The following is a 16,636-nucleotide window of genomic DNA, read 5'->3' as shown; positions in this document are numbered from 1 at the left end:
ATCAGACCATTTTTCCAGTACCTTGATTTTTAGGGCTGGGGGTTTAGGGATACCGACATCTTGCGAAAGTGGATAGTCCATTATGGAACCTGTTTACCGATAGCCACGCCGTAATATAGAAGCCCTTGACTCCGGGCGAGACCTCACTCTTCAGGCAACAACTGTGGGTTCCAAACGACTTCCCAGAGATGATGATCCAAGTCTTGAAAATAACCGCCGTAACCGCCCCAAAAGGTTTTCTGTGCTGGCTTGACGATAACAGCACCTGCACTTTTTGCCTGCTCCATAACGGCATCAACTTCAGCTGTGGATGAAACGTTATGGCCGATAGAAAATTCAGTGGGGTTGGGAATCCCTATCGGAATTCTTGCATCGTGGGCGAGGCTCGTGCGCGGCCAAATTGCCAGTTTTAAACCGGGCTGTAAATCAAAAAAGGCTACGGCTCCATACTCAAATTCTTTGCCGATGATGCCTTGCGTTGGCAGGCCGAGACCGTCGCGGTAAAAATGCACCGCCCGTTCCAAGTTGTCAACGCAGAGGGTAATAACTGTGATGCGTGGTTTCATGAAATGACTCTTTCTAACCTTTTTAATAACACCATGACAGGTCAATTACTGGGGTTGTTTTTCTTGAGAGGCCACGGCATCGAGCATTGCTTTGACTTCCTGGATAGAAAGACAACCGTTACGCATATGAATGACCGCGTGGCAGTTCGGACACACAGGCCTCAAGTCCCGGACTGGATCAACTTCGTGCTCAGTTCGCTGCATTGAGAGGGGATTTAGGTGATGAACGTGGATGAAGGCGCGTGCAAAATCGCCGTAGACAGCGCCAAAACTGAACTGGCATACCACGCAGGATGTGCCGTGAGCCTCGATACACCGCAGGCGCGCTTCAGGGTTGCGTTCAAAGGCATTGACCTGCACGGTTTGAACGGCGCCTTCGCTGATGACCCCGGCTGGAACCTCTTCTGGGAAGCGAAAGTCCATCTTCTGTAGACTGTACTTAGATGCGATTGCGGTTAAGTACGAAGAGTTGAAAATCCTTCTGTTGCACTCTTCCTCCCACGGTTGCCCATAGGCCGAGCAGAAGGCAACGACCTCAGAATTGGCGACGTGACGGCTAGTGCCTCCCAACGTCGTGATGGTGATTCCTGTATTAGAGACGACAAACTTGAACGGTATTCCACGGGACAAGGTCTCCCATTGATCGTGTTGCGAAACTTTTGCAAACGCCAAGAAGTCGGATGGTGTGAAGCTCATTTTTAACTCCTACATCTAACATAAAGTAGGCCGCAATAAAACACTAAAAATTTTATCGGGTTGGTTTAAGTACAAAAAAACGGGGGGAAATTCTAATATCGCTATATTTTCTTTAGGTCTTTTCTAATTTCCCCACTGCGAAACTTACTGTCATTCAGTGTATTTCGAAATGATGCCAGATCTCTATTCAACTAGTTCATCCGGTACTCATCCACCGCACTTTTCCACCCGTGAAATCAAAATATGGCGCTAGCCGGATACTTCAGTCTGCTTCAACGGCACTAAGATAACCACGCCGGAATACGGCATCCAGTTGCTGAACATAAAAAGTGAGCCGGGTATACGTCGGGGCATTTACCTCGGGTGAGGGGTAGATAGGTTCATTGTCCCGATGGATTATGGTACGCCACGCATGATCCAGATTAGGGTGCAATTTTTCAATACCCGGGCGGCTTTACCGGCGTGCTCCATGGTCCTGCAGCGTTCGTCGAATGAGACGGCATGCGGTGTATCGCCGTGGCGCCCGCAACGAATTGGGATCCGCCGCTCGCCGCCCAACGTACGCCAAATTCAAAGTCGTCCCAAGCATCGTTTAAAAAGCGCTCATCAAAACCGCCGAGCGACTAGAGTTTGGCTTTTTTAATTGAAGCATTACCAGCATAGAAAAATGTTTTGGGCCAGACCGCCAAAATACGGCGCATGGGAACACCAAATATTTTGCCGGAATCCTCCAGCCAGCGCGTGAAAATGTCTGTACGAAAATTATCGGGAAATAGCCCCGGGCCTATACCCACAGCGTTAAGATCAGGATTCAGTGTGTGGTATTCCGCATACGCGGCAATCAGATCGGGAGAGGGATCGAAATCGTCCGCGAGAAACACCAACAGGTCACCATCGGCCTGAGCAGCTGCCATGTTGTTTTGGGTCGCCCGTGCCGAACTTGAATCCGCCCCATGTTTATATTGGCTTTATTAATTTTTAAGTATGCCTTTGCTGCAAATCGCAGCCTAACATATAGCCAGAGGAGTAGCCATGCTCTAACCAGCTGTTGTGATTTTGCTAGTTCACCTGACAGAAATAAAAATTGTACTGACGAAATCAGTAAGCTTGTATTTCTGGCTTGAAATAAATTAAGCATCCATAAAGCGCAATATGACCAGTGTCTGCTCATGTTCCGTGGCGCTATGTTCGATGGCGTACAGACCCAAAAATTATTTCGATGGCATACTTATAAGCGAATCAACGACACCTGCGAAAAGGCAATCAGTCGGCAACCCCATCTATTCAAATAAAATAATCCGGGCTGGGTTCTTAAGCTGCTTTGGTTGCCGGAATTAATGGCAATGATGCCGATAGGCCAGCTTCTCCACGATAAGAAAGTAGCTAAGTGGGTATGGCAAAAAGAAAAGATAAAATTAGGATGGATGGAACTAACGGCGACGCCGCGCCGTCTGATGCATTGGTATTATTTGGTGCAACGGGGGATCTTGTTTACAAAAAAATCTTCCCGGCACTCTACGCAATGGCGAAGCGCGGCGTCCTTAATGTGCCCGTTGTTGGCGTTGCATCCTCACCATGGAGTGTGGCACAACTTCGAAAACGGGCGACGGAGGGTATCAAAAAATCCGGCAAGATCGATGACAAGCAGGCTCTCCGTCACCTTCTTTCCCTGCTCCGATACGTGGTAGGTGACTATAGCAATCCGGCTACGTACACAGCGATCAAGGAGACGCTAGGGGATGCTCAACGCCCAGCGCATTACCTTGCCATCCCGCCCTCGCTATTCGCGATCGTCATAAAAGGACTCGGCGTGGCTGGCTTGGCTGAGAATGCACGCGTTATCGTGGAAAAACCATTCGGACGTGATCTGGCATCCGCGCGTGAACTTAACTTCATTGCTAAATCGGTCTTCCCGGAAAACGCTATCTTTCGTATCGACCACTACCTTGGAAAGGAGGCGATCATGAATATACTTTATTTTCGCTTCGCCAATTCATTTCTGGAGCCGATTTGGAACCGCAACTGCGTGGCTAGTGTCCAAATAACGTTAGCCGAGAATTTCGGGGTGGAGGGGCGCGGTGAATTTTACGAAAGTGCTGGCTGTCTACGTGATGTCATTCAGAACCACCTGTTCCAGGTCGTCGCATTGCTTGCCATGGAGCCGCCGGCCTACCAGGGTTATGAAGCCGTACATATCGAGAAAGCAAAAGTCTTTAAAGCCATGCGTCCACTACAGCCGGACGACTTGGTGCGTGGCCAGTATGTTGGTTACCGGAAGGAGCCACACGTGGCAAAGGACTCCGACGTGGAGACTTTCTGTGCCCTGCGGCTGCACATCGATTCATGGCGTTGGGCGGGCGTACCGTGGTACCTGCGTTCCGGTAAATTTCTGGCTACAACGGCGGCAGAAGTGCTGATTCAACTGAAACCGCCGCCGCAAAGATTGTTCGACGATTCCGCTCCAGCGAACGGGCGAGCCAACTATCTGCGTTTCCGGCTCTCTCCCGATTTCGTAATAGCCCTTGCTGCTCGTGTTAAACATGTAGGCCAGGAGTTCATCGGCGATCAGCAAGAACTCGATTTGTTTTATAAACAATCACAAGAAGAAATACCCTATGCACGGCTCCTGACAGATGTTATGGCCGGTAATGGAACGCTGTTTACTCGTGAGGATGCGATTGAGGCCGCCTGGGCGGTGGTTGAGCCAGTTCTTAAAACCCATCACTCTGTACAGCCCTACCAACCTGGCAGCTGGGGACCTAAAAAGGCTAATGCGCTGATTGCAGCAGACGGAGATTGGTTTAATCCCACACTAGAACAGGCAGCAACATGAAATCCGCAGTCGAATTGTTTTTCTTGTTGAACGATTGCCTTCTGCTGGCCTTAACGTCCATCTTGACGATAAAAACCGGGATCGGTACTCGACCGTTTTTGAAGTGTTCCGTACACAACTCACATTTAACTCCAGGCAGCTGCCTCGCACACTGGGTGAAGCAACGATACAGCACATAGGCGATCTTACAATTTCAATTTGCCCGCATTACTCGGTACTATCAAACCCACCCTACAGGAGAAATTATGAAGTCCACACAACAACTGCATAATCTCGGTCAGAGACTTTGGCTCGACAACATCACACGCGACCTTCTGACCAGTGGCACATTACGCCGCTACATTGATGAACTCTCGATAACGGGGCTCACTTCTAACCCCACGATTTTCGATAACGCCATTAATAAGGGCGCTTTCTATGACGAGTCCATCCGTCAAAAAACAGTAGCGGGTAAATCAGGCGAAGAACTGTTCCTTGAGCTGGCCTTGGAGGATTTAACCCAGGCAGCCGACCTCTTTCGTCCGGTTCATGATGCCACTGGCGGGATTGATGGCTGGGTATCGCTGGAAGTATCGCCTTTGCTGGCCTACGATATGGCTGGCACCATAAAAGCGGCGATCCAACTTCATGCTCGAGCAAAACGTCCCAATCTTTTCATCAAGATTCCCGGCACTCACGCGGGGATTCCTGCGATTGAAGAAGCCATTTTTGCAGGCGTGCCGGTGAATGTCACGTTGCTGTTCTCGCGCGAACATTACATCGCAGCAGCCGAAGCGTATATGCGCGGCATAGAACGACGCATCGCCAGCGGCCTTGATCCTGTCGTTCATTCCGTAGCATCGATTTTTGTCAGCCGTTGGGATGCGGCTATCAAAGAAAAGATTCAGCCTGGTCTAAGCAATCGTCTAGGCATTGCAATCGCCATGCGCACTTACAAAGCGTATCGCGACTTGCTCGCATCACCTCGTTGGCAGAAGCTGGCCAATTCTGGAGCCCGGCCACAACGTTTACTCTGGGCCAGCACAGGTACCAAGGATCCTGACGCCTCCGACATCCTGTACGTCGAAGCGCTCATGGCACCCGATACCATCAATACCCTGCCCGAGAAGACGTTGCTCGCTTTTGCCGATCATGGGGAAGTGAATGGCACCCTGCCGGTTGATGGCGGCTATGCCGAAAGCGTACTCGCCGAATTCACGGAAGAAGGCATTAACGATGAAACTTTGGCCGCCGACCTTCAGCGCGAAGGTACCGAAGCGTTTACCAAGTCATGGGTCGACCTGATGGCTTGCATCAAATCAAAGAGTGACAGATTGACCAAAGGTAATTAAGCATGCTTAAACATGGCCTTGTGCAGTAACGCAAAAAGGACTTTATCAAGAGCGAGCCTGTCACTCAATGTTGGACATTTTGCGCATTGCACCAGGTTCTGCGAGGGACAAGGAATAGGGAGTAAATCATGATCGACCACATTCAACTCGACCAGCTTTGCATCAACACTATTCGTACACTGTCCATCGACGCCGTCGAAAAAGCGCAATCGGGCCATCCGGGCACGCCTATGGGTGCAGCCCCAACGGTCTATTGTCTATGGCAGCGCTTTCTACGTTACGACCCCGAGAATCCAGAATGGCCAAACCGCGATCGCTTCGTTCTTTCCGCCGGCCACGCCTCGGCATTGCTCTATAGCCTGCTGTATTTATCCGGAGTCAAGGCAACCAGTCCAAGTTACGAATTAGCGGATCGGCTTGCTGTGACACTCGATGACCTCAAGAATTTTCGTCAGGCCGGAAGCCGCTGCACCGGGCATCCCGAGTTCGGATGGACCTCCGGCGTGGAAACCACCACGGGTCCACTCGGACAGGGTGTTGCGGTCAGCGTCGGCATGGCGATTGCCGAACGCTGGCTTGCGGCTACTTATAACCGCCCCAATTACGAGCTGTTCGATCATAACGTTTATGCGCTATGCAGCGACGGCGACATGATGGAGGGAATTAGCAGTGAAGCAGCGTCGCTGGCAGGGCATCTTAAACTGGCCAATCTGTGCTGGATCTATGACGACAATAACATCTCAATCGAAGGATCCACTGGCATTACCTTTACCGAAGATGTGGCCGCCCGATTTACGGCTTACGGTTGGCATGTTGTGCGCGTCGAGGATGCGAACGACCTGACATTGCTCACGCATGCCTATGAAACTTTCCTTAATACTCATGACCGTCCCACGCTGATTATTGTGCGGTCTCACATCGGCTACGGAGCACCACACAAGCAGGATCGGCGAGAAGCACACGGCGAGGCGCTTGGCCCCGAAGAAACACGACTGGCGAAGGAGTTTTTCGGCTGGGATCCTGACTCGCAATTTTATGTGCCAGAGGGTGTTTCGGCACATTTCAAGGCGCAGCTTGGCAATCGCGGCGCAACCAAGCATGCCGCTTGGGAACAATTGTTTGCAGCCTATCACTCGCAGTATCCGGATCTGGCCAAACAGATCGACTGTATGCAATTGCGTGACCTGCCGGAAAACTGGGATAGCGCGCTACCAACATTTCCGCCAGATCAGAAGGGTATCGCAACGCGCGATTCATCGGGCAAGGTGTTAAATGCGATTGCCGCACAAATGCCGTGGTTGCTTGGCGGCGCAGCAGATCTTGCACCTTCGACCAAAACAGAATTAAAAGATACGTTTTATGGCAATTTTCAGGCACCCAGGCAGGGGGACAGTGAAGGGGGCAATTACGGCGGACGCAATTTTCATTTCGGCATACGCGAGCATGCGATGTGCGCCATTGCCAGTGGAATGAGCTTGTCAAAATTGCGTGCTTACGCCGCAAGTTTTTTCATTTTTACGGACTATTGCCGCGCGGCGATTCGGCTGAGCGCAATGATGCAAATTCCCGTCATTTATATCTGGACCCATGATTCGATTAGCTTGGGGGAAGACGGGCCGACGCATCAGCCCATCGAGCATCTTGCGTCATTGCGTGCAATGCCCGGCATGATTGTATTGCGGCCGGCTGATGCCAATGAAGTCGTCGAAGCGTGGCGTGTCATTATGCAGCTCAAAGATCGTCCGGTTTGCCTCGTACTAACACGGCAAGCAATAGCCACCCTGGATCGCACCCAATATGCACAGGCGAATGGCGTATCGCGCGGTGCTTATGTACTAGTCGATGCAGCGGATCACAAGCCCGATGTACTGCTGCTGGCTACCGGTAGCGAAGTCTCACTCTGCGTTACTGCTTACGAGCAGCTGAAATCTGAAGGAATCAAGGCACGCGTAATCAGTATGCCGTCATGGGAGTTGTTCGAAAATCAAAGTCGGGAATATCGCGACAGTGTGTTGCCACCCGAGATCACGGCGCGCGTCGCAGTCGAAGAGGCCTCCCCTTTTGGCTGGGAACGCTATACCGGCTTCGATGGAGCCATCCTTGGTCTGCGCACCTTCGGCCTGTCTGCGCCGACTAAGGTCGTCGAGCAGCACTTCGGCTTTGAGCCTGCTCACGTTGTGGCGGCTGCCAAGGCACAAATCACGCGCAGCGCTTTGAAGAAAGGAGTATGAATCCCATTGAGCTGTCGCGTTAAGGGAATTTATCCAATGCAGGAGACATGAAATGAGCAGCTTGGACGATACGACCATGAAAATAAATCCCTTGGCAGGCAAGCCTGTTGGACTATCGGCGTTGGTAGACATACCCAAACTTGTTACCGCCTATTTCACGGAAAAACCCGATCCATCTGTGCTGGCACAAAGGGTCACGTTCGGCACCTCAGGACATCGTGGTTCAGCGTTAGCAACGAGCTTCAATGAATGGCATGTACTTGCTATTTGTCAGGCCATTTGCCAATACCGCGAGCGGCAGGGTATCAATGGTCCGCTATTCCTCGGCATCGACACGCATGCGCTATCCATGCCAGCGTTCGCCAGCGCACTGGAAGTGCTGGCGGCCAATCGTGTTGAGGTGATGATTGCAGAGAACGACGAATATACTCCAACCCCGGTAATTTCTTACGCGATACTCGTTTACAACCGCGGGCGCGAAAAAGGACTGGCGGATGGCATAGTCATCACGCCTTCACACAATCCACCCCAGGACGGCGGTTTCAAATACAACCCACCCCATGGCGGACCCGCAGAAAACGCTATCACGGCCTGGATTGAAACCCGAGCCAATGAGTTTCTCAAAGATGCCCTCAAAGGCGTGAAAAGGATTCCTTTCCAACAGGCCCTGCGTGCTTCCACGACTCACCGATACGACTATCTAAATACTTATGTAAACGATCTCGATAGCGTAATCAATATGGACGCAATTCGCGATGCGAACATTAACATGGGCGTGGATCCGCTCGGCGGTGCTGGAGTTCACTACTGGACTGCAATTGCCCATCGCTATAGCCTGGATCTTACGGTGGTGAACAAAGTCATCGATCCGACATTCCGTTTCATGACCATCGATTGGGATGGCCAAATCCGCATGGATCCGTCCTCTCCTTACGCGATGCAAGGATTAATAGGTCTTAAAAACCGCTTCGACATTGCTTTTGCTTGCGACACTGACCATGATCGACACGGAATCGTTACCCGAAGCACGGGGCTGCTACCGCCGAATCATTATCTTACTGTCGCGATTAACTATCTTTTCCAGCACCGGCCGAAATGGAGCAAGTCAGCGGCAGTAGGCAAGACCGTAGTAAGTAGCCAGATGATAGATCGCATTACCACAAAGCTTGGCCGCAAGCTCTACGAGGTGCCCGTCGGCTTCAAGTGGTTTGTGGATGGCTTGTTCGACGGTTCACTTGGTTTTAGCGGGGAAGAAAGTGCAGGTGCGTCTTTTCTTCGAACCGATGGATCTGTATGGATAACCGACAAGGATGGGATCATTTTGGCTTTGCTATCGGCCGAAATTACTGCGCGCATGAACCGTGATCCCGGCGAAATATACCGTGAGTTAGCGCATGAATTCGGCGAACCTGTTTACGAACGTGTTGACGCACCGGCTACTCCAGCACAAAAAGAAATGCTGGCGAAACTCTCGCCCCAACAGATTCGCTCCACAGATCTGGCTGGCGAAAAAATTCAGACTGTTCTAACTCACGCGCCAGGTAACGGCGCATCCATCGGTGGATTGAAGGTAATTACAGAACAAGGATGGTTTGCGGCGCGTCCGTCCGGCACAGAAAACATCTACAAAATTTATGCTGAAAGCTTTCAGGGGGTTGATCATTTACATCGTATTCTGACAGAAGCACAAACCCTCATCAGCGATGCCCTGGCAACGGATTCAGTAATTCCTTAAAGCATGTATCACACTGATGATAATCAAAAATTATGGCAAGCGAGCATAACGCGAACCCAGTCTGTTCGATACCGCACTGAACGTTTTTAGTTACCGGCTTAATATGAACCGTTTATTCTTAATTGCTATTTATTCTAATGAAAGGGAACGTCATGAAAAATATATTGCATCCACAAAAACACTCCGCATCCCATGATAAATCCAAAGAATCCAAACTGGAAACGTCTACAGACAATAAACATATGGGCGTCACCCCTGAGCAACGCCATCAAATGATCGCTGAAGCGGCATACCGGCGAGCTCAGAAGCGCAGCTTCGTGGGAGGCGATCCCGAAAATGACTGGTATGAAGCTGAAGCGGAAATCGGCCAGCTATTTTCCGAGCCATCGGAACTCCATAATGAACCGCAGCACTGAAGACGAATTGCGGGCAACTATCGCTGATATGGTTGTGCCGGGCAAAGGCATCCTTGCCGCCGATGAGAGTACGCCTACCATAGCAAAACGTTTTGCAGCTATAGGGGCCACGTCTACAGTTGAGTTGCAGCGCGCCTATCGCTCGCTTCTGTTTACTACGTCAGGCATTGAGAAGTTTATTAGCGGGGCAATCTTGTTTGAGGACACCCTTGGACAAATTGCAGACGACGGCACTCCGCTACCCGAGATCTTGGTTAGAAAGGGTATTGTGCCTGGCGTCAAGGTGGACAAAGGCAAGATTCCCTTGGCGAACGCATTCGGCGATGAGATCACTCAGGGACTCGACGGCTTGGCCGAGCGTCTCCGCATTTACAAAGCGCAAGGGGCGCGTTTTGCCAAGTGGCGAGAGGTGTACTCGATCAGTGAACAAAATCCAACAATCCTCGGCATCGAAGCCAATGCGGAAATACTGGCACGCTACGCGGCTGTCTGTCAGGAGGAAGGTTTCGTGCCTATTGTTGAGCCCGAAGTACTAATTGATGGAAACCATACATTGGAGCGCTGTCTTGAAGTTACCGAGGCGGTGATCCATGCCGTCTTTCAAGCACTGTACCGTCATAAGGTGATCATGGAATACACCGTCCTAAAACCGAGCATGGTGCTGCCAGGTAAAAAACACCCAGATAGAGCAAGTCCGGAGCAGGTGGCTGCGGCTACGATTAAGGTGTTACGCCGCACGGTACCTGCGGCAGTGCCCAGCATAAATTTCCTGTCCGGAGGTCAATCACCCGAGGAAGCGACGGCCAACCTTAACGCTATTAATATTCTGTTTCCCAATGCACCTTGGGCGTTGTCGTTCTCCTATGGACGCGCCTTGCAGCAGCCGGCTTTACAGGTCTGGGCGGGCAAGGCGGAAAATGGGGCCGCTACGCAACAGGCGTTTTACCATCGCGCCCGACTAAATGGCTGGGCGAGTTGTGGTAAATACGATTCTGAATTGGAAAAATGAAACTGGCGCGTCAATCGGTATGGCATAACCGCTACGCTTGGAGGGAAACACATGCAAGAAAAAATACATGTCAGCCATTCGATGGAAAGCCACCTACACGATGATTTAGAAGGATTTGATGCACTGGCTGAGCTTGCCTTGGACATGCGCTCCTCATGGAGTCACGGTGCCGACTCAATATGGAGGCAGCTTAATCCCGAGCTTTGGGATTTAACTCACAACCCCTGGGCTGTCCTGCAAACAATTCAACGTGAGAAATTTCAATGCGAATTAGCCGACCCCACTTTCTGCAAAAGTATTGATGATTTGGTGCAAGCCAGACGAGCCTCTGCAGAAGCGCCCGCTTGGTTTCAACAAACCTATCCGCAATCTTCCCTAAGCTGTGTCGCATATTTCTGCATGGAATTTATGTTGAGCGAAGCGCTTCCCATATATTCCGGCGGGCTGGGTAATGTGGCTGGTGATCAGCTCAAAGCTGCCAGCGATTTAGGTGTGCCGGTCATCGGCGTGGGGCTGCTTTACCAACAAGGCTATTTTCGCCAAGTGATCGACAAGGATGGGATGCAACAGGCTCTCTATCCCTATAACGAGCCCGGACAGTTGCCAATTACACCGTTACGTCACCCGAATGGTGAGTGGCTGAGATTAGAGATTGTGTTGCCCGGTTATTCGGTCTGGCTACGCACTTGGCAGGTTCAGGTTGGCAGAGTAAAACTGTATCTACTGGATAGCAATGATGCAGCGAATTTCCCCGCAGATCGCGGCATTACTAGCGAGCTCTACGGCGGCGGGCCGGAGTTGCGCCTCAAGCAGGAGTTACTGCTTGGGATTGGTGGATGGCGATTACTCACTGCACTTGGTATTGAACCCGAGGTCTGTCACTTGAACGAAGGACATGCGGCCTTCGTCATTCTGGAGCGGGCGCGAAGTTTCATGAAATTGACCGGGCAGTCATTCGAAGTCGCACTCGCCGTTACGCGAGCAGGCAATCTCTTCACTACACACACAGCGGTTGCCGCCGGTTTTGACCGTTTTACTCCGGCTCTGATAGAGCAATACCTGAAAAGGTATGCTGAACATCAGCTCGGCATACCACTCCACGATTTGCTTGCACTGGGTCGTCTGAATCCGAACGACTCATCCGAAAGTTTCAATATGGCCTATTTGGCGATTCGCGGGAGCGGGGCCGTAAATGGCGTGAGTCGTCTGCATGGAAAAGTGAGCCGGCACCTCTTTGAACCACTTTTTCCGCGCTGGCCACTGGACGAAGTGCCGGTCGGACACATCACTAACGGAGTTCATGTGCCGACTTGGGATTCCGTAGCGGCCGATGAACTTTGGACAAATGTTTGTGGAAAGGATCGCTGGCTAAGGGCGACGGAAACCTTGGGGGAGGATATTCGCAATATTCCCGACGCAAGATTGTGGCAACTGCGCACCGAGAGCCGCCAATCTCTTATCAAATATGCACGCAAACGATTATGTCGACAACTGGCCGCATCGGGTGCTTCCATTGAAGCAATTAACAGGGCGAAGCATCTGCTTGATCCAGATACCTTAACGCTGGGCTTTGCACGACGCTTTGCGACCTACAAGAGACCGGATTTACTGTTGCATGATCTCAATCGACTGCTACACATACTCACTAATAACCCCCAACGTCCGGTACAGATGATCCTGGCGGGAAAAGCACATCCGGCAGATCAGGCAGGTCGCGCACTGATTCAGAAATGGACGCAATTCATTGGCCAGGACACGTCTCATCCACCGGTCATTTTCTTGGCCGATTACGATATGTTGGTAGCCGAGCGTTTGGTACAAGGCGTGGATGTTTGGGTTAATACGCCCCGGCGACCATGGGAGGCAAGCGGAACAAGCGGGATGAAGGTGCTCGTCAATGGAGGAATCAACCTATCCGAATTAGACGGCTGGTGGGCAGAAGCCTACACGCCGGAAGTAGGATGGGCATTGGGGGACGGTGAAGAACACGGCGATGATCCGGCTTGGGACGCTGCTGAAGCAGAAGCGCTTTATGACCTGCTGGAACATGAAGTTATCCCGGAATTCTATAATCGTAACCAGGAGGGAATTCCCACCGCTTGGGTAGCGCGGATGCGGGAAAGCATGGCGCGCTTAACGCCGCGCTTTTCTACAAACCGTACTGTGCGTGAATATACGGAACAACACTACCTCCCCGCTGTCTCAGCTTATCGTGAGCGCATAGTTAATAAAGGTGCAGTGGGTGTGCAGATCGTTAATTGGCGGCAAGATCTGGATCAACATTGGGCCGCGCTACGCTTCGGCGAAGTCAAGGTTGAGACTAATGGGCAACAACACGTATTTGAAGTGCAGGTCTACCTCGATGACCTCGATGCAAATGCCGTGCGAGTCGAGCTATACGCCGACGGCATCGATGGAGGCAGTCCAATCAGGCAAGAAATAGCGCGCATCAGCCAACTGACGTATTCGGTCGGCGGGTACCTATATAGTGGGGCGGTGTCGGCAGCTCGACCATCGACAGATTTTACCGCGCGAATAATTCCATGTTACCCCGGTGTATCAGTACCTTTGGAAACAGCCCACATCCTATGGCAGCGGTGATTTTTACAGAAACAACACCACGGAATTCATATGAAAAATGTCCACGCGGCAGATTATCTGCAACAGGACTTGGATACAGCACAAACCATCATCAGTGATGTACTTGTTGCAAACACAAAAAATGGCAACTCAACATCAAAAGATTGGGAAACATTAAGTGTCGCTAAACTCAAGGCAAACAATTGTGTCTGAAACAAGATATCCCACTCTCGAAGTATTATTGTCCCAGGTGCGCGATTGCCGTGCGTGCGAGCAATATTTGCCGCTCGGCCCGCGTCCCGTACTGCGCGCCAGTGAAACAGCCCGTATTCTGATCGTGGGACAGGCGCCCGGCGCGCGCGTGCATACTACTGGCATCCCGTGGGATGACCCGAGTGGAGAGCGTCTGCGAACGTGGATGGGGATAGATAAAAATGTTTTTTATGATCAGTCGCATATCGCGATCATCCCAATGGGCTATTGTTATCCGGGGCGAGGGAAGGGAGGCGATTTACCGCCGCGCCGCGAATGCGCGGAGTTATGGTTAGACCAACTGCTAGCCAAGCTGCCTCACATTGAACTGACTTTGCTTGTCGGCCAGTATGCGCAGCGTTACTTTCTGGGCAACCGCCGCAAGCTGTCATTGACGGAAACAACCAGAAAATGGCAGGAATATGCTCCGCAATACTTTCCCCTGCCCCATCCTTCACCGCGCAATACGCCATGGTTTAACAGCAATCCATGGTTTGAGCAACAACTTTTGCCCGTGCTACGCGCAAGGATCGAAGCACTTCACGCTAGCTGAGTAAACAATAAGATACTTCGTTACCAGAAAACCTGATGCACACACTACCTGATCGGAAAAAATGATAAAGCAAGGCTCTCAACCTATCGTATTGACTGTGGGGCATTCCACACGGCCTGTGGAAGAGTTTATCGATCTGCTTAAAGCCCATTCAGTTACAAGCCTCATTGATGTACGTAGCGTGCCAAGATCTCGTCACAACCCGCAATTCAACGGCGACACATTGCCGATCGCACTTGAACTTACCGGAATCCGCTATGCGCACGCTACCGGCTTGGGAGGCTTCCGCCGTGCGAGCCCGGAGTCTCCGAATATGGGTTGGCGAAATGCTTCATTCCGCGGTTATGCGGACTATATGCAGACTGCCGAATTTGCAGAAAATCTGGCGGGCCTGATGAAACTGGCAACGCATGAACGGGTGGTGCTGATGTGTGCCGAAGCTGTCCCGTGGCGTTGCCATCGCTCGTTAATTGCGGATGCCTTGTTAGTACACGGTACCCAGGTCGAGGAAATTATCAGCCGAACACGACTTCAGTCGCATGCGCTAACTTCTTTTGCCAAGGTAGATGACATGACAATAACTTATCCATCCTATGAGATACCCTCATGATTCTGGCGCTGTTGCTCCCGAGACCGAATGAAATCGCTTGTTTTTCACGATCAGAACCGGGGCTGGCGAACGAATATTTGGCATATCGGATGTTTCATTTTTTTAACGCGGCCAAAATAGAAACATTGATATTTTTATGTGAGTTATCGCACATAACACTTCAAAAATTGCAGAGATAATTACAACAAAGTATCAATTTTTTTAGGTCATTGTTCAAGCTTTATTCTTAATAAAAGGAGAAGTGTTATGCGCTTCGGTCAAACAAAATGAACGTAGAAAAAACAAAACTGGACGGACCGAATTTCGCAACAGGTGTTGCACACTCAGTTATCTCAGAAGGCGAGATGCTGCTCGGACATGCACATGGTGAACCGGTTCTGCTCACGCGATCCGGCAACGAGCTGTTCGCCATCGGTGCTTTCTGCACACACTATGGAGCGCCGCTGAATGAGGGATTGCTGGTGGGCGATACTTTGCGTTGCCCTTGGCATCATGCCTGCTTTAGTCTGCGTACTGGAGAGGCGCTGCGCGCGCCAGCGCTAAATCCGATTTCCTGCTGGCGCGTCGAACAATTAGATGGCATGGTATATGTTCGTGAGAAGCTCGAAATTCAAGAGCGACAACCCTCTCTAAGCGAGACTAACCTGCAAGGACCAATCATTATTTTAGGAGGCGGCGCTGCTGGCAATGCTGCTGCGGAAATGCTCCGTCGGGAGGGTTATGTCGGTCGCATCACCATGCTGAGCGCTGATGAATCTGAGCCTTGTGACCGCCCCAATCTTTCAAAAGGTTATCTTGCAGGCACGACACCTGAAGAATTCAATCTACTCCGATCACCAGAATTTTACAGAGAACATGACATCGATTTGAAGTTGGGCGCTCGAGCAACCACAATTAACACAGCGAATCAGTACGTGCAACTCGAGAACGGCAGTCGCTTTACCTATGCTGCCCTGCTGCTCGCCACTGGCGCCGAACCGGTTCGGCTTGAAGTCCCTGGTGGAGATCTCCCTCATGTATATTATTTACGCACACTGGCCGATAGTCGCGTGCTTATCGCCAAAGCGCTGATTTCACAACGAGCAGTAGTAATCGGTGCAAGCTTCATCGGACTGGAGGTGGCAGCATCACTTCGAAATCGTGGCATCGAAGTACATGTGGTTGGACGAGAGACAAATCCTATGGAGAAAATTCTGGGAGCGGATGTCGGAAAATTCATCCGCAAACTCCATGAAGACCATGGCGTAACGTTCCATCTCGATACGACTGCTACCTCGATCGACGCTCATAGCATCACATTGCAGAACGGAGAAATAATTCAAGCCGATTTTATCGTGGTTGGCATTGGTGTACGTCCATCAATCGCACTTGCGGAACAGGCAGGATTGGCCACGGATCGTGGTGTCACGGTGAACGAATATCTTGAAACGAGTGTTTCGGGCATATTTGCGGCTGGTGATATCGCACGCTGGCCAGATATGCTTACCGGTGAACACATCCGTGTTGAACACTGGGTTGTTGCTGAGCGTCAGGGACAGACCGCGGCGCGCAATATGCTTGGACGGCGGGAACGTTTTGACGCTGTTCCATTCTTCTGGACCGAGCAGTACGATTTCGGCCTCGCTTATGTCGGCCACGCTGAGCAGTGGGACAAAGCCGAGATCGACGGGCAGCTTGACGCTGATACGCAAAACTGCACGATCACATATCGTCGCGGCGCCAAAAAATTGGCAGTGGCAACCGTTCACCGGGATCTGGAGTGCTTACGCGCGGAAGTCGAATTTGAAAGAAATCTCAGTACGAAAATATAAGTGAAATCTCATG

14 protein-coding genes are annotated in these 16,636 nt (G+C 51.2%); 11 read left to right on the top strand and 3 right to left on the bottom strand.

What is annotated here, in order from left to right; all coding sequences use genetic code 11:
- Positions 1-143: 143 nt before the first annotated feature.
- The 3 genes from W01_RS10350 to W01_RS10340 all read right to left on the bottom strand — a co-directional run bounded on the left by W01_RS10350 (position 144) and on the right by W01_RS10340 (position 2,176).
- Entirely contained in the window at positions 144-566 is a 423-nt protein-coding gene (locus W01_RS10350; protein ID WP_173054442.1) for a VOC family protein, read from the bottom strand.
- 45 nt (positions 567-611) lie between these two features.
- A complete protein-coding gene (locus W01_RS10345; RefSeq protein ID WP_173054440.1) occupies positions 612-1,262 on the bottom strand; it encodes an HNH endonuclease in 651 nt (216 codons plus the stop codon).
- A gap of 623 nt (positions 1,263-1,885) precedes the next feature.
- Complete coding sequence (locus tag W01_RS10340; protein WP_173054438.1) at positions 1,886-2,176, bottom strand: glycosyltransferase family A protein; 291 nt, start codon at positions 2,174-2,176, stop codon at positions 1,886-1,888.
- 479 nt (positions 2,177-2,655) lie between these two features.
- Here W01_RS10340 and zwf point away from each other — a divergent pair, with 479 nt between their 5' ends.
- From zwf to W01_RS10285, 11 genes are all read left to right on the top strand, one after another.
- A complete protein-coding gene (gene zwf, locus W01_RS10335) occupies positions 2,656-4,095 on the top strand; it encodes a glucose-6-phosphate dehydrogenase (protein ID WP_242006938.1) in 1,440 nt (479 codons plus the stop codon).
- A 245-nt stretch (positions 4,096-4,340) separates the two neighbouring features.
- Positions 4,341-5,426, top strand: coding sequence for a transaldolase (gene tal, locus W01_RS10330; protein ID WP_173054436.1), 1,086 nt, complete (start codon positions 4,341-4,343; stop codon positions 5,424-5,426).
- A 128-nt stretch (positions 5,427-5,554) separates the two neighbouring features.
- On the top strand, positions 5,555-7,657 hold the full coding sequence (gene tkt, locus W01_RS10325) for a transketolase (RefSeq protein WP_173054434.1): 2,103 nt from the start codon (positions 5,555-5,557) through the stop codon (positions 7,655-7,657).
- 52 nt (positions 7,658-7,709) lie between these two features.
- Positions 7,710-9,392 carry a phosphoglucomutase (alpha-D-glucose-1,6-bisphosphate-dependent) gene (gene pgm / locus W01_RS10320; protein WP_242006937.1) on the top strand — a complete coding sequence of 561 codons (1,683 nt, stop codon included), beginning with the start codon at positions 7,710-7,712 and terminating at the stop codon, positions 9,390-9,392.
- 152 nt (positions 9,393-9,544) lie between these two features.
- Entirely contained in the window at positions 9,545-9,808 is a 264-nt protein-coding gene (locus W01_RS13940; protein WP_242006936.1) for a DUF2934 domain-containing protein, read from the top strand.
- The gene (locus tag W01_RS10310) at positions 9,792-10,817 is read left to right on the top strand and encodes a class I fructose-bisphosphate aldolase (RefSeq protein WP_173054430.1); all 1,026 of its coding nucleotides are present in this window, start codon (positions 9,792-9,794) and stop codon (positions 10,815-10,817) included. Before W01_RS13940 ends, W01_RS10310 begins: the two co-directional genes overlap by 17 nt.
- Positions 10,818-10,868: 51 nt before the next feature.
- Positions 10,869-13,418: an alpha-glucan family phosphorylase gene (glgP, locus tag W01_RS10305; RefSeq protein ID WP_173054428.1), complete on the top strand. Its 2,550-nt coding sequence runs from the start codon at positions 10,869-10,871 to the stop codon at positions 13,416-13,418.
- 30 nt (positions 13,419-13,448) lie between these two features.
- On the top strand, positions 13,449-13,610 hold the full coding sequence (locus tag W01_RS10300; RefSeq protein WP_173054426.1) for a hypothetical protein: 162 nt from the start codon (positions 13,449-13,451) through the stop codon (positions 13,608-13,610).
- The gene (locus tag W01_RS10295) at positions 13,603-14,202 is read left to right on the top strand and encodes a uracil-DNA glycosylase family protein (protein WP_173054424.1); all 600 of its coding nucleotides are present in this window, start codon (positions 13,603-13,605) and stop codon (positions 14,200-14,202) included. Before W01_RS10300 ends, W01_RS10295 begins: the two co-directional genes overlap by 8 nt.
- 61 nt (positions 14,203-14,263) lie before the next feature.
- Positions 14,264-14,812, top strand: a complete 549-nt coding sequence (locus W01_RS10290; RefSeq protein ID WP_173054422.1) for a DUF488 domain-containing protein — start codon at positions 14,264-14,266, stop codon at positions 14,810-14,812.
- Positions 14,813-15,078: 266 nt separating this feature from the next.
- Positions 15,079-16,623, top strand: a complete 1,545-nt coding sequence (locus W01_RS10285; protein WP_173054420.1) for an FAD-dependent oxidoreductase — start codon at positions 15,079-15,081, stop codon at positions 16,621-16,623.
- Positions 16,624-16,636 lie beyond the last annotated feature (13 nt).

Origin of the sequence: Candidatus Nitrotoga sp. AM1P, assembly GCF_013168275.1 — a bacterium.
Taxonomy (GTDB): domain Bacteria; phylum Pseudomonadota; class Gammaproteobacteria; order Burkholderiales; family Gallionellaceae; genus Nitrotoga.
Note: the sequence above shows the minus strand (reverse complement) of the source record. Positions and strands in the feature narration are given on the sequence as shown.

What these genes read in the sequence shown, in the direction of transcription:
- W01_RS10350 (WP_173054442.1), bottom strand. Translation starts at nt 566, where the DNA reads ATGAAACCACGCATCACAGTTATTACCCTCTGCGTTGACAACTTGGAA.
- W01_RS10345 (WP_173054440.1), bottom strand. Translation starts at nt 1,262, where the DNA reads ATGAGCTTCACACCATCCGACTTCTTGGCGTTTGCAAAAGTTTCGCAA.
- W01_RS10340 (WP_173054438.1), bottom strand. Translation starts at nt 2,176, where the DNA reads ATGGCAGCTGCTCAGGCCGATGGTGACCTGTTGGTGTTTCTCGCGGAC.
- zwf (WP_242006938.1), top strand. Translation starts at nt 2,656, where the DNA reads ATGGCAAAAAGAAAAGATAAAATTAGGATGGATGGAACTAACGGCGAC.
- tal (WP_173054436.1), top strand. Translation starts at nt 4,341, where the DNA reads ATGAAGTCCACACAACAACTGCATAATCTCGGTCAGAGACTTTGGCTC.
- tkt (WP_173054434.1), top strand. Translation starts at nt 5,555, where the DNA reads ATGATCGACCACATTCAACTCGACCAGCTTTGCATCAACACTATTCGT.
- pgm (WP_242006937.1), top strand. Translation starts at nt 7,710, where the DNA reads ATGAGCAGCTTGGACGATACGACCATGAAAATAAATCCCTTGGCAGGC.
- W01_RS13940 (WP_242006936.1), top strand. Translation starts at nt 9,545, where the DNA reads ATGAAAAATATATTGCATCCACAAAAACACTCCGCATCCCATGATAAA.
- W01_RS10310 (WP_173054430.1), top strand. Translation starts at nt 9,792, where the DNA reads ATGAACCGCAGCACTGAAGACGAATTGCGGGCAACTATCGCTGATATG.
- glgP (WP_173054428.1), top strand. Translation starts at nt 10,869, where the DNA reads ATGCAAGAAAAAATACATGTCAGCCATTCGATGGAAAGCCACCTACAC.
- W01_RS10300 (WP_173054426.1), top strand. Translation starts at nt 13,449, where the DNA reads ATGAAAAATGTCCACGCGGCAGATTATCTGCAACAGGACTTGGATACA.
- W01_RS10290 (WP_173054422.1), top strand. Translation starts at nt 14,264, where the DNA reads ATGATAAAGCAAGGCTCTCAACCTATCGTATTGACTGTGGGGCATTCC.
- W01_RS10285 (WP_173054420.1), top strand. Translation starts at nt 15,079, where the DNA reads ATGAACGTAGAAAAAACAAAACTGGACGGACCGAATTTCGCAACAGGT.